The sequence below is a fragment of the Photobacterium sp. GB-1 genome (assembly GCF_003026165.1).
In the GTDB taxonomy this organism is placed as follows: Bacteria; Pseudomonadota; Gammaproteobacteria; order Enterobacterales; family Vibrionaceae; genus Photobacterium.
In genome coordinates this window covers 46679-60161 of record NZ_PYOB01000002.1, presented here as the reverse complement: position 1 = coordinate 60161, position 13483 = coordinate 46679, and the positions used below count along the sequence as shown (strand labels likewise).

Here is a 13483-nt window from a genome sequence, read left to right as displayed (position 1 = left end):
ACAAAACAAGGAAGCTAACATCAGAAAATGCATAAAATTAAGCCACGATAGCTGATGATTCAGTTATCGTGGCTTTTTATGATTAATCGCGTTATTTGTGATTTGAAAAGTTATCGCCTTTAGCTAAACGATCATAAAGAATCACATTAACGGCAGCGGCAAGATTCATTGAACCATTCGTTGGTACATAAATCGTTTCACGACAAAAATCAGTAATTTCTTTTTTTAAGGTGCCGTCTTCAGGGCCAAAGATATAGAAAGCACGTTTTGGATGCTTATAGTCAGGTAATGCTTTTGCACCTTCGATTAAATCAACAGCAACGGGTACACAGCCGATAGGAATGATTTTCTTTAAGTCTTCAACACCTATTAGCGGTATATCAAGTGATGCTTTTTTTGTATCAGTACAAAACTGTGCGGCATGATCATAACGCGTTCCCGTATAAAACACAGAGTTAACACCATAACAGCCAGCTGCGCGCATAACAGATCCAACATTCTCCGGTGTTTTGGGATTAAATAGGCCAATACAAGAATAGCCTTGGCTTTTTTTGCTCATACTTCTATCTACTTTAAATTACAGATAAATAAATGTTTAACCGGTGTCAGTTAGACATGTATTTGAAGCTAAAAACAAAGCAGGTACGAATACCTGCTTTTTTGTTTGTTACTACTTACCACAGCACTTTTTGTATTTTTTACCACTACCGCATGAACATGGGTCATTACGGTTGGGTGTCTTTTCAAACACAGTGGTTTTGGGTTTATTTAAAACACTGTCTAGCTCTGCAATATCTTCTGCAATGTCAGCATTGATCGTGATATTTGCAAACAGTTGGTTGTCATTAACTTGCTGCTGTACTTCTTGTTGACGTTCTTCGCTGTTCACAATCAATGTGAGTGGGTTGGTTTCCGTGCCCAGTTTGGTTTCGCGTTTCGTGTTGTAACCAAAGCTTTCATATTTTGGTTTCTTTTCGATACGACCTTTGAAGAAGAATTTAGACATGGGATAACCTATTTACCATGAATTAACCCAAACCATAATCGTGGGTTAATTGTTACGAATAAAAAACCACCGCGTGGGTGGTTGAAATTGCGGGCATAATAACCGCCATTAGTGAGCTTATCAATAGTAACCCATATGCGGTATAAGGTATTTGAACGGCTAAGTGAGAGATGAAGTATGATTGAGAATGTGAATTGGTGAACGTTTAAACGTTTGCGTCAGTCTGGGTATCTTTTAGATTGACGATCGTTTCTAATAATGAGTACTTTAAAGAAAAGCGCAAGAAGAAACGGCGCTCAAAGGCTTAGCCTATTGGCATAATAGAAAATTTCGACTGGTACTGATAACAAATGTTGTTAACATAAGCCGTAATAATTTTCTGTATTAGTGATTTATCGCTGTCTAGTCAGCGATTTATGCATCGAGTTGGTGTTAATAGTCATTATACTTTTTAACAAAAATAATAAGGTATAACGAAATTTTTTTATTTTTTTCATATTTATTCGTAACGAATGAAAAAAATACGGCATAATAAGGCCCCGTTATACCAAGCAATTGATTGCTGTCGCAGGTCTGAAGATCTGAAATTAATGGGAAAATGATATGGTTCAACCAGAAAATAACTCAATTGTAATTTTTGGTGCGTCAGGTGATTTGACACACCGAAAGTTAATACCTGCGTTTTATCACCTTTATGCTAATGGTTTATTGCCTGAAGATTTTGCAATTTTAGGGGTAAGTCGTACATCATATAGCGATCAAGAATTTCGTGATAAGTTAAAGCAATCTTTGACAGAAAATGAAAAAACCGATGACGAAACATTGGTTAATTTTTGTCAGCATCTTTACTACCAAGCATTAAATACGTCTGATAAAGATGAATATGCAGTCTTGAAAGAACGCTTAGATACTTTCAAAGTAACGCACAATACCCAAGGTAACGCTGTTTTCTACCTCGCGACACCACCAAGCCTTTACGGCGTGATCCCAGAATGTCTAGCCGCTCATGGCCTAAATGATGAGACAGAAGGTTGGAAAAACCTGATTGTTGAAAAACCATTTGGTTATGATCTAGCGTCAGCGATCTCATTAGACAAGCAAATTCATGCTTGTTTTCAAGAGCACCAAATCTACCGTATCGATCACTACTTAGGCAAAGAAACGGTACAGAACCTGCTTGTATTCCGCTTTGCAAATGGCATGTTTGAGCCGCTTTGGAATCGTAACTTTATTGATTACGTTGAAATCACTGCGTCTGAATCATTAGGCGTTGAAGATCGTGGTGGCTACTACGACGGTGCCGGTGCTGTTCGAGATATGTTCCAAAACCATTTGCTGCAAGTATTGGCAATGGTTGGTATGGAATCGCCTGCTGCAATTAATGCTGATTCTATCCGTGATGAAGTGGTTAAAGTGATGCAAAGCTTTAAACCATTATCAGATGATGATCTTAAAAATAACTTAGTGTTGGGTCAGTACACGGAATCAGATGCTCGTGGTAAGCATTTGTTAGGTTATCGCCAAGAGCCAGGTGTAGCGGAAGACTCACGTACTGAAACTTACGTTGGTATGAAAATGTTTATTCAAAACTGGCGTTGGAATGGTGTGCCATTCTACGTTCGTACAGGTAAACGACTACCAACACGTGTGACGGAAGTGGTTATTCACTTTAAGAAAACACCGCACCCAGTGTTTGGTGAAAATGCACCTGAGAACAAGCTAATTATCCGTATTCAGCCTGATGAAGGGATTCTAATGAGCTTTGGTCTTAAAAAACCAGGGGCAGGTTTTGAATCTCAAGAAGTATCAATGGACTTCCATTACGACAAGCTTGAAGAAACCCATATGCTGACAGCGTACGAACGTTTACTTCTTGATTGTATGAAGCAAGATGCAACCTTGTTTGCACGTACAGATGCTGTTCGCGCTTGTTGGAAATTTGTTCAACCAATTCTTGAATACAAAGAAAACCCAGAACACTTATTTGGTTATGCCGCAGGTACGTGGGGACCAAAACAAGCTGATGACTTACTTGCATCAAGTAATCGTGAGTGGCGTTTTCCTTGTAAGAATTTAGCAAACACTGACTATTGTGAGCTATAAGCATGATTAATTATCGCGTATTTGAAACACCGCAGGATGTTGTCGTTTCATTAGCTGACACCATGATGGCAATGAGCAAGCAGGTGAAGCCTGTCCATATATCGCTTTCTGGTGGGAGTACACCAAAACTGTTGTTTAAAACATTAGCGCAAGCACCTTATGCGAAAGATGTTAATTGGAGCAACTTACACTTTTGGTGGGGCGATGAGCGTTGTGTTGAGCCAACCGACCCGGAAAGTAACTTCGGTGAAGCAAACGAGTTATTGTTCCAACAAATCGATATTCCAGCTGGCAATATTCACCGTATTAAAGGTGAAGATGATCCTGCTGTAGAAGTGGTTCGATTTGCAGAGGAAATGGATGCAGAAATTCCACTTAAAAATGGCTTACCTGCATTTGATTGGATTTTATTGGGTATGGGAACCGATGGGCATACAGCATCATTATTCCCGAACCAAACAGACTTTGACGATCCTGAGCTTTCTGTGATTGCAACGCATCCAGATAGCGGTCAAAAACGCATTTCAAAAACAGCGCGCTTACTTGAAAATGCGGATCGTATTACCTACCTGGTGTTAGGTGAAAGCAAAGCTGAAGTATTGCAAGAAATTAATAATACGCCTGCAGAAGCTCTTGCTTATCCTGCAGCGAAAATTAAAGCCGTAAATGGCAAAACAGAATGGTTTTTAGATTCAGCAGCGGCAAAACTGCTGGCGCAAGGAGAATAATATGAAAGGCGATATCGGTGTAATTGGCTTGGCAGTAATGGGCCAAAACCTGATCCTAAACATGAATGACCACGGCTTTAACGTTGTTGCTTACAACCGTACTGTAGCAAAAGTGGAAGAATTCCTTGAAGGCCCAGCAAAAGGCACAAACATCGTTGGCGCAACGTCTCTTGAAGATCTTGTTGCTAAGTTAGAAGCACCACGTAAAGTGATGCTAATGGTTCGTGCTGGTGATGTTGTTGATGCATTCATTGATCAACTAATTCCACTATTGGATGAAGGCGATATCATTATCGACGGTGGTAACACTAACTACCCAGATACTAACCGTCGCGTAGCGCATTGCCGTGAGAAAGGCATCTACTTCATCGGTACTGGTGTATCTGGTGGTGAAGAAGGCGCTCGTTTCGGTCCTTCAATCATGCCTGGCGGCGCAGCTGAAGCTTGGGAAGCGGTTAAGCCAATTTTCCAAGGTATCTCTGCTAAAACTGATGCTGGTGAGCCTTGTTGTGACTGGGTTGGTAACGACGGTGCTGGTCACTTTGTTAAGATGGTTCATAACGGCATTGAATACGGTGACATGCAGCTTATCACTGAAGCATACCAGTTCATGAAAGATGGCCTAGGTATGAGTGCTGATGAGATGCAAGCAGTATTCGCTGACTGGAACAAAACTGAGCTAGACAGCTACCTAGTTGAAATCACAGCTGATATTCTTGGCTACAAAGATGAAGATGGTGAAGCACTTGTTGAGAAGATCCTAGACACTGCTGGCCAAAAAGGTACGGGTAAGTGGACTGGTATCAACGCACTAGACCTAGGTATTCCACTAACGCTTATCTCTGAGTCTGTATTCTCTCGTTGCCTGTCTGCACTGAAAGACCAACGCGTTGAAGCTGCAACTTTATTCGGCAAGACAATCACGCCAGTTGAAGGTGATAAGCAAGAGTGGGTTGATGCACTACGTCAAGCACTACTAGCATCTAAGATCATCTCTTACGCGCAAGGTTTCATGCTAATGCGTGAAGCATCGAACGAAAACGGTTGGGATCTAAACTACGGTAACGTAGCACTAATGTGGCGTGGTGGTTGTATCATCCGCTCTGCGTTCCTAGGTAACATCCGTGATGCGTATGAAGCGAACCCAGATATCGCATTCCTAGGTTCTGACGAGTACTTCAAAAACATCCTACAAGGCAGCCTAGCAGCATGGCGTAAAGTAGCAGCGAAATCTCTAGAGTCTGGCATCCCAATGCCATGTACGATTTCTGCGCTATCTTTCCTAGACGGTTACACAACAGCTCGTCTACCTGCTAACTTGCTTCAAGCTCAACGTGACTACTTCGGCGCTCACACTTATGAGCGTACTGACCGTCCACGTGGTGAGTTCTTCCACACAAACTGGACTGGTACAGGCGGCAACACTGCCTCTACTACTTACGACGTTTAATACCTAAATAACGTAAGCAAAAAAACCACCGTTAGCGGTGGTTTTTTTATATCTAATTTTTAAGTGTATGTTTTTTTTGTTCTTTTTTTTTGTTCTTTTTTTTTGTTCTTTTTTTATTTGAACTAATGATATTGATAGCTTAGTCTGAAATCGGATTTCATTGAAAGGGGATATGGATCACTTTTACCATCTCGAAACAACAAGTAAAGAGATTGGGGATGTTGAAGAATATGTTTCAGAAAGTATAGACAGGAATAAACAGTACGCTATCTGTTCACTGCTGCTGATGACTCATCATTTTGGAATCAAGAACTCACGAATTTGATGAGAAGTTCAAAAGAAAATACGTTTGCAAACTGGAGTAACGATCCTTCCATTCAAGTTGGTGCTATTGGTTATTTAAACTATCTCACCGGTGAATTTACTTTAGTTAGTACAGATATGGTTGATGACCCTGTTTATTTTCTGACTAAACGTAAAGATGAAAAATGGGAGTTCTCATCAAAAAACACATCTAAAAATAGTGGTGAAGTAAAAGTTGACGGTGGGTACTTAGATCCAAACTCAGGGGTTAAAGTAGACGTTGGAATGGAACACTCTTGGGTTTTTTCAAAAGCGAAAAGTTTAGCTGCGACGTATATTATTGCGGTAGAAGCATATACTAATAACCCTTATGGTTTAGTTGCTGATAAATGGGATATTATAAAAAGTGCAGCCGAAAAAACACCGTATATTGACCATGAAACCGGAGATATATCTCAAGGGTTTGGCTATATCAGTGGGGTAAAATGGGCGAGTCGTGGTGTTGCTATTGCAAGCAACGACGACGAAGGTCAGTACAGTATCGTAACCTCGGTGAATGTGGCCTCACCAAAGAAAGATCAAATAGGTCTTACTCCAAAATTAATTTCTGAAAAAGGCAGTAATTCTGTTACTGCAACTAAATTCCCAGCAACAAGAGATGAAATCGGTGATCTGGTTCCTGTTGCTTTTACGTTTACTTCAATTGACGGTAAACGTCCAATCAATAATTGGACTCAACCAATTAATCAGTTAGAACTCATCATCAATAGTAAGCCCGGTAGTACGTATATAACCAAGTGGCAATTAGCATATAAGACAGTAACGAATAAAAATATTCAGCACAAATCTGGTGCCTTCCCTGCACCACAAAGTGCTTCAGTTTATTTGCCTAAAGATGCCGTAGATGTTCAGTTATCTATTAAGTTACCCGGTGTTTTTTCAAGTAATAGATGTGAAGTCGTTTGGAAAGATCCTATTAATCAGTGGAATAAAGGTAAAAAAGAAGTTCAGACGTACGGTATATGGCCTGCAAATGCATGGTGTACAGAGCTGAAATCTTCTATTGGATAAGATGCTGCTATGACCCGCCCTAAGCTGACGGGTCTTTTTGTAGTGTTGCCTTTTTTCTTCTTTACTATTACTCATTACAAAATAACAACGTCACTTATTTACCGCTTTATCCGATAGAGCCTCTCAAAATGCCCGTTATACTACCTGAATTGAATAAACTATGACTGCGTTGTTTTTCTCTTTCAAGAATAAGTATCCCCAATAGTAAAGTTTTACCAAATTTAAGAGTAAAAAAAGCCCTAACAGATAGGTTAGGGCTTAATATTATTCAGACACTAATTTTAATTAGCTGACTTCAATTGGACCACCGAACGAGGTGACAGGTGGCAGTTCACCTTTAAACTTCTCGAAGTTCACAATACAGGTTTGTGCGCTTGTTGCCTGCGCTAACTCTGATGTTGGAATATCGATAGTAAGAGTGTTTGGATCGCCATAAGTGTCGATCGCACCAATTTTTTCGTTAAGAGGGCCATACCATGCCCCTTCTTCGATACGAACAATACCGCGAGGGTAGCTGTCAGTCAGCACTGCACCTGCTAATAGCTGTCCACGGTCATTAAATACACGTACCACATCACCATCTTTGACGCCTTTTTCAGCCGCATCTTGAGGGTTAATGTAAATAGGTTCACGACCTTGTACAGTGTAAGTTGCACGGAACTCTTCCGATTCACACATTTGTGAGTGCAAACGCTTATCTGGGTGACAAGACTGCAGCCAGAACGGGTGTTTATCAGAGCCCGGACCACCGTGAGAACGTTCTGTTTTTTCAAACCACATTGGGTGTTCTTGACAGTGTTCGTATTTGTAACGGCCAATCTTACGACTTGTGATTTCAATAAAGCCGGATGGTGTACCTAGCGCGTTAATTTCAGGATCTTGACGGAAATCAGCATGACGTACCCAAGGCTTACCTGTACCAAAGTCTAAGAAACCTTGTTGCCAGAATACATCAAACTCAGGCATATCAAACTTACCCTTGTTCGCTTTACGACAATCATTATAAAGCATACTAACCCATTGCATTTCATCCATACCACGGGTGTATTCGTTGTTTTTACCAAAGCGACGTGTCAGCTCTGTAAAGATCTCAAAGTCAGTTTTAGATTGGTAAAGCGGATCAACCAGTTTATGCATAGCCAGTAAACCACGACCACTGTATGAACCCATGACATCAATATCATTTCGTTCAAACTGGGTACATGCTGGCAGCACAATATCGGAGAAACGACAGGTGGCCGTCCAAGCAAAATCAATCGTTACAACGGTTTGTAGCTTTTGGAACGCTTTCTTCATGCGGTTACGATCTTGGTGGTGATGCCAAGGGTTGTTACCACTGATCACCATCATTTTGTAATCAGGAAGAATAACTTTTGAACCATTGTATTTAATTTCTTTGCCCGGCTCTAAAATACAGTCAACGAAACGTGCAACAGGGATAGTGCGGCTGTAACCGTTAAAATCATTGTTATCCCATTTCGGCTTTTGACCTTCATCGACGTTACGAGGGAAGCCACCTGGTGCAGCAAAGCCTGTTGAAGGTACACCGATACCAGAGTAGTGGTGACCATACGAAATACCACCGCCAGGAAGACCGATTTGACCAACCATCGCGGCAATAACTGCTCCCATCCAGTATGGCTGCTCACCGTGCTCTTGACGTTGAATACACCAACCAAACAGAATTTGTGTACGCTCTTTAACCAGCATACGAGCAAAGTCTTTAATTTGATCGGCTGGTACGCCACAGATCTCAGCAGCCCATTCAGGGGTTTTCTCAACCTTGTCTTTGGTTTCGCCTTTTACGTAACCAATGAACTCATCGAAACCAAGGCAGTACATCTTGATGAACTCTTTATCGTAAAGGTTCTCGTTGTACAGGGTATGCGCTACACCTAACATAAATGCCACATCGGTTTGTGGATTAATGTATAGATGTTTGTTGTTTAGGTAACGTTGGGTCTTGTTCTTAACTGGATCGACAGAGATCACATTGATCTCACCGTTATCGACTTTCTCTTTTAACTGCGCTAGATATGGGAAAGATTCGTGGGTTTCACAGTTCCAGCCCACCTGCAGGTTTTTCACCGGATCGTTTGCCCATAGCACCACATTTTTACTGTGATCAAGGATTTCAGACCAAGAAGTACCTTGTGCGTAAACTTCTGTTGAGCCGAGTACGTATGGCATGATGGTTTGACCAGCACCTGTTGAGTAGTCGCCTACTTTAGTGATGTAGTTACCATGCATACCCACAGCACGTTGCATGTGGCTGGTACAGCTGTGGAACTGACCCGTTTGACGCCAACCCGTTTGGCCTGCATGCAATGCCCATGGACCGTAATCTTTTTGAATACGTTCCAGTTCACGGTAGAACAAATCTAATGCTTCATCCCATGTAACACGGATAAAACGGTTATTACCGCGAGTTTCACCACTAAATTTGTGTTTCTTCAGCCAATCTAAACGCACCATAGGGTAGCGTACACGTGATGGATTGTAGATTACGCCCTTAATGCCTTTTAGCATTTCGGTTGGGTTTTTATCTATTTCAATCGCTTCGATTTCTTGTACTTTACCGGCATAGATATGGGCGCGGAAAGCGCCCCAGTGTGAGCCGGAGTAACGCCATGTACCTTGACCAATTTGATCGTCTGCAAACACTTTTGATGATGCGAGTAGGCTAGGACCGATAACAGAAGCAGCACTTGTTGTTGCAAGGCCTTTAAGAAAACTTCTTCTTGATACAGACATATTTATTTTAACTCCATCAATACTTAGTGTTGTGCGTCAGAAAAATCAGAAGAGTGCTTCTGAAGGTATTTACGCACCACGGCTTCACTATCACGATCAAAGTTAACGAACGCTAACATACCGTTGAACATTCCAGGCCAAGTATTGGCATCGAAGTGGCTTTCAGCAGGTTGAGTGTGACAAACTGAACAGTTAGTGGTGTAAGCTGATTTCGCTTTTTCCCAAACTGGCGTGATGTCATTAACAAGCGAGTCTTTTGGCATCCAGACTTTTGCTGTTACACGTTGCCAAGGAAGACCTGTTAGGTCATCAACTTTCTCTTCATATTTATCAACAACCTTGTCGTTTTGTGCAGATTCTTTTAGGAGCGATGCAACAGGAATGTTCATACCGAAGTCTTCTTGAATCACTCGGCCATAGCCCTTGTCTTTACGCCAGCCTGCAATTTCAACTTCAACTGCGTTGTCAGTTTCATCGATCACTTTTACGCCAGAAGCAGGGTTTAATAGGCCAGCTTCTACCTTCATATCTTTATCTTCATAAACAGGAAGGAAACGTACGCTATACACTTCTTCGCCTTTGTTGTACTTAGTATCGTGAGATAGCTGTACTAACTCAGATATCATGCCACCACTGGTATCCATATCTTTCGGTAAGTGGTGAGCAATACCTTTGTGACAATCTACACAGCTTTGATCACGCTCTGCTGCATTCTTCATTTGAACGCGAGCAACAGGAGACATCTTAGTGAAGTCCATTCCTTTATAGTCATGGCAATCTCGACATTCTTGAGAACCATTCGCTTTAAAGCGTTCCCACTCATGTTGAGCCAGTACAATGCGGCGGTCTTCAAATTTTTCAGGGGTATCAATGAAGCCAGCTACGTGGGCGAAGACTTCTTTACTTGCTTGAATTTTACGCGCGATTTTATCTGTCCAGTCGTGTGGAACGTGACAGTCAGGACAAGTTGCACGAACACCAGAACGGTTTTTGTCATGAATAGTGTTGGCGTATTCAGGTGCAACGTTGTCAGCGTGGCAACTAACACAGAACTCTTCGGTATTGGTTGCTTCTAGTGCAGTATTAAAACCACCCCAGAAAATAACGCCAGCAATAAAGCCACCAAGGGTTAGTACACCTAGGCTAATATGAACGCTTGGACGTGATAGGGTCTGCCAAGCTTTAAGCAAAAATGATTTCATTATAGATTCTCTTATATGATGCTAACGGTGATTAATTAGGGATTAACCGCCATGTCCTGGTGGACCAAATACGAAGAGTTGAAGCATCCAAACGGTAAAGCCGTAGCCCCCGACAAAAATGACGCTGAGAATTGGAAATAAAAAGACGACGATAAAAATGAACATCTTCCATTCTCGGCTACGAGTTTGCTTGGTTTCTTGATCAGTCGCACTGCTCATACAACCTCCTAATTTGTAAAAATGAGTAGTTATAAATATTTTTATTAAATCTATTTATATTGCGATCATAAATTAACCACTACATGCAGTTCAATTAATACTTTAGAGTTAACCCTATGTTTTACAGTGTTTTTTGATTTTGACCCTATACTGTAACAATAAAAGACATAATAAGTAGAAAAGTTAAAATTTATGACAGTATGTTTTAATTTAAAGGAGGGGGGATTATTCGTGATTGTATTATTGGTTGTTTGATTGTAATAAAATAAAAGTAAAGTTGTATTAATCGTTATTTGAATGTGTAGGTGTAATTGTGTTATAGCAATTAATTGCTGCTTAAAATATGAATAGCATGAATAACATTACTGATGAAAAAATAGGCATTATATGAATGCCTATTTTTTATTGATAATTACAGCGCTTAAGCTTTAATCAATAAGCTGGTAGTGATTACGTAAAATATTAATAATTTCAGCTTTAGGGTTTTTGCTTAATGTGATCTTTTTTCCGGTGATTTTTTCGGCAATACCCGTATAAACACGCGATATTTGCATGAGTACTTCTTGTGGTAACTCGTTGTCACGAGCAAGAGCAAAGCGTTCTTCCATGCGATCTTTATTTAATAAAATATCGGGCTCTGGAAAAGTGTTAAGTAGTACTTGGCGAAAATCTTCTTTTGAGTTTTCGACGATTTGACCGTCGCGGTAAGCTGCGCCATCCCAGATACGAGAAGAATCGGGTGTTCCCACCTCATCCATATAAATGAGTTTTTCGTTACCACTAGCATCTGTTACATAGCCAAACTCAAATTTGGTATCAACAAAGATTTGATCAATATTTGCGAGTGCATTACTGATAACATTAAATCCTTCTGCCAATAACTTTTCATACTGGGTAATGTCATCAGTATTGCGGAAGTTGAATGCAGCGAAATTATTGACGAGATCATCACGAGTGACATTGACATCATCTGCTTCAGGAACATTCGGAATGCCTTTTAGAATCCCTTTGGTTGATGGTGTCATGAGTAGTTCAGGGAGCTTTTGATCTTTTTCTAGCCCTTCAGGTAATTCTATACCGCAGAAATGACGTTCACCTTTGCTGTATGCACGCCACATTGAACCGGTAATGTATTGGCGACAAATAGCTTCAACCATCACAGGTTTTGCTTTTTGTACAATCCAAACAAAAGGGTGGGGGATATCAAGGATATGGCTATCCGCTAATCCATTATCTTTAAATAATTGAAACCAGTGATTAGATATCGCATTTAACGCAGCACCTTTCCCTGGGACTCCTTTAAGCCCTCCTTCACCGTGCCAGATACAATCAAAAGCAGAAATACGGTCGCTGATCACCATAATAGCGAGCGGTGCGTCGGGTTGAACGTTATAGCCTTTTTCTTTAATCAAACGTTGACTGTCAGCTTCTGTAAGCCAGTAAACAGAGCGTACCTTACCGCTATGAACGGGTTTATCAGTACGGATAGGGAGATCATCATTAACAGCTAAAACTTGATCGGCAAGGCTCATCGTGAAAGTCCTATTCAAAGATTACGCAGAAATGCAGAAGGATAATGACATGAATAAAATCACATCGTTATCAATCATCGTAATCGCATAATACAAGGTTAAGTAAGTCACTGCCAGTAAAATAGCAAACGTTTGCCTTTGGTTTGATTAAAACAAAAAAGGCGATAGACATTGGAATGTTTATCGCCTTGGCTATGTTTAAAATAGCTGGTGGATACTGCTTAATTTTTGTGGTGTTTGATGGATGAAGTGGGTTACCCATACTTGAATATCAGTCCAGTTTAGCCATACGGGACTAAACCGAAAGTGGTGCCAATTGGTTAAAATATGCAATGTCTTATGATAAGACGGTGCGGTCGCAAAAAGTAAAACAATTGCCACTATTTGCGCCAAGCTAATGAGAGGGTTCCTAACGGAAAAGGGTTTTAATGCTGTTCCAAATGACTTTTTTAGACGTTGGTTGGAAAGATCAACACTATAAATTTCATCTAACAACAAGTGAACAAAACCACCAAAAAGAACAAAGCTACCTGCTAGCCAGCTGGTTTCGGCGGTATGTCCAATGATAGAGCTTACATGAACGCAACATAGGGCAATGAGCAGAACAAACGCAATTGAATGGCAGCAACCACGGTGGACAGTACGGCGTTCAAAAACCGCTTTTCCCATATAGCGGATAGTAATAAACAGTGCTGCGCTATAGAGTAGTAACTCAAGCATCGTCACTTGAGTATAAATATGACTAATTAAAATGAAGCAGCAAAAACCAGCCAAGATATTAAACAAGGCTTTCATCGATGTTGAATGATCTGAATCTATGTCAGGTAATAGGCCACCAATAGTGCCAAGAAATGTCATCCAAATTGCCGCCGAAGGCGAAATATGATCAGCCGATAAGAAGGCGGTGGCCGTTAAACCACTAGCAACGGCAGCAACACTAAAGTGAGTAGAAAAGTTTGCCAAGAAGAAAGTTCCAACTGGGTTTATATACAGTTGTGTTTATCATTATATGGTCATAAATTTCAACCAATATCACAATTCTAGCATGTACTTTATGTTTGTTCGGATAAATAAACAACGAAACGGAGTATTTATCTGTTAAGTGTGTTAGGGCG

General features: G+C 40.7%; 11 protein-coding genes. 4 read left to right on the top strand and 7 right to left on the bottom strand.

The window, feature by feature from the left end; translation table 11 throughout:
• Positions 1-91: 91 nt before the first annotated feature.
• Both C9J45_RS02925 and C9J45_RS02920 read right to left on the bottom strand, forming a co-directional pair.
• On the bottom strand, positions 92-559 hold the full coding sequence (locus tag C9J45_RS02925) for an RNA methyltransferase (RefSeq protein ID WP_005368466.1): 468 nt from the start codon (positions 557-559) through the stop codon (positions 92-94).
• Between the two features lie 111 nt (positions 560-670).
• Complete coding sequence (locus tag C9J45_RS02920; RefSeq protein WP_107259588.1) at positions 671-1006, bottom strand: PBPRA1643 family SWIM/SEC-C metal-binding motif protein; 336 nt, start codon at positions 1004-1006, stop codon at positions 671-673.
• A gap of 603 nt (positions 1007-1609) precedes the next feature.
• On the opposite strand from C9J45_RS02920, the gene zwf reads away from it, so the two are divergent.
• From zwf to C9J45_RS02900, 4 genes are all read left to right on the top strand, one after another.
• The gene (gene zwf / locus C9J45_RS02915; RefSeq protein WP_107206311.1) at positions 1610-3109 is read left to right on the top strand and encodes a glucose-6-phosphate dehydrogenase; all 1500 of its coding nucleotides are present in this window, start codon (positions 1610-1612) and stop codon (positions 3107-3109) included.
• 2 nt (positions 3110-3111) lie between these two features.
• Positions 3112-3837, top strand: a complete 726-nt coding sequence (gene pgl / locus C9J45_RS02910) for a 6-phosphogluconolactonase (protein WP_107206312.1) — start codon at positions 3112-3114, stop codon at positions 3835-3837.
• A gap of 1 nt (position 3838) precedes the next feature.
• Positions 3839-5287: a decarboxylating NADP(+)-dependent phosphogluconate dehydrogenase gene (gnd, locus tag C9J45_RS02905; RefSeq protein ID WP_105059961.1), complete on the top strand. Its 1449-nt coding sequence runs from the start codon at positions 3839-3841 to the stop codon at positions 5285-5287.
• Positions 5288-5611: 324 nt separating this feature from the next.
• Positions 5612-6661 carry a hypothetical protein gene (locus tag C9J45_RS02900; protein WP_107287103.1) on the top strand — a complete coding sequence of 350 codons (1050 nt, stop codon included), beginning with the start codon at positions 5612-5614 and terminating at the stop codon, positions 6659-6661.
• Between the two features lie 285 nt (positions 6662-6946).
• On the opposite strand, the gene torA is transcribed toward C9J45_RS02900, so the two are convergent.
• The 5 genes from torA to C9J45_RS02875 all read right to left on the bottom strand — a co-directional run bounded on the left by torA (position 6947) and on the right by C9J45_RS02875 (position 13331).
• The gene (torA, locus tag C9J45_RS02895) at positions 6947-9415 is read right to left on the bottom strand and encodes a trimethylamine-N-oxide reductase TorA (protein ID WP_107292127.1); all 2469 of its coding nucleotides are present in this window, start codon (positions 9413-9415) and stop codon (positions 6947-6949) included.
• Positions 9416-9438: 23 nt separating this feature from the next.
• On the bottom strand, positions 9439-10617 hold the full coding sequence (torC, locus tag C9J45_RS02890; protein ID WP_107206315.1) for a pentaheme c-type cytochrome TorC: 1179 nt from the start codon (positions 10615-10617) through the stop codon (positions 9439-9441).
• 42 nt (positions 10618-10659) lie between these two features.
• Positions 10660-10836: a trimethylamine N-oxide reductase system protein TorE gene (gene torE / locus C9J45_RS02885; protein WP_045153582.1), complete on the bottom strand. Its 177-nt coding sequence runs from the start codon at positions 10834-10836 to the stop codon at positions 10660-10662.
• A gap of 428 nt (positions 10837-11264) precedes the next feature.
• A complete protein-coding gene (locus tag C9J45_RS02880) occupies positions 11265-12368 on the bottom strand; it encodes a phosphoribosylaminoimidazolesuccinocarboxamide synthase (RefSeq protein ID WP_107246018.1) in 1104 nt (367 codons plus the stop codon).
• 198 nt (positions 12369-12566) lie between these two features.
• Complete coding sequence (locus C9J45_RS02875; protein ID WP_107206317.1) at positions 12567-13331, bottom strand: metal-dependent hydrolase; 765 nt, start codon at positions 13329-13331, stop codon at positions 12567-12569.
• Between the last annotated feature and the right edge of the window lie 152 nt (positions 13332-13483).

Excerpts from the sequence above, each read along its gene's own strand:
- C9J45_RS02880 (WP_107246018.1), bottom strand. The coding sequence starts at position 12,368 with ATGAGCCTTGCCGATCAAGTTTTAGCTGTTAATGATGATCTCCCTATC.
- C9J45_RS02920 (WP_107259588.1), bottom strand. The coding sequence starts at position 1,006 with ATGTCTAAATTCTTCTTCAAAGGTCGTATCGAAAAGAAACCAAAATAT.
- pgl (WP_107206312.1), top strand. The coding sequence starts at position 3,112 with ATGATTAATTATCGCGTATTTGAAACACCGCAGGATGTTGTCGTTTCA.
- gnd (WP_105059961.1), top strand. The coding sequence starts at position 3,839 with ATGAAAGGCGATATCGGTGTAATTGGCTTGGCAGTAATGGGCCAAAAC.
- torE (WP_045153582.1), bottom strand. The coding sequence starts at position 10,836 with ATGAGCAGTGCGACTGATCAAGAAACCAAGCAAACTCGTAGCCGAGAA.
- torC (WP_107206315.1), bottom strand. The coding sequence starts at position 10,617 with ATGAAATCATTTTTGCTTAAAGCTTGGCAGACCCTATCACGTCCAAGC.
- torA (WP_107292127.1), bottom strand. The coding sequence starts at position 9,415 with ATGTCTGTATCAAGAAGAAGTTTTCTTAAAGGCCTTGCAACAACAAGT.
- zwf (WP_107206311.1), top strand. The coding sequence starts at position 1,610 with ATGGTTCAACCAGAAAATAACTCAATTGTAATTTTTGGTGCGTCAGGT.
- C9J45_RS02900 (WP_107287103.1), top strand. The coding sequence starts at position 5,612 with ATGAGAAGTTCAAAAGAAAATACGTTTGCAAACTGGAGTAACGATCCT.
- C9J45_RS02925 (WP_005368466.1), bottom strand. The coding sequence starts at position 559 with ATGAGCAAAAAAAGCCAAGGCTATTCTTGTATTGGCCTATTTAATCCC.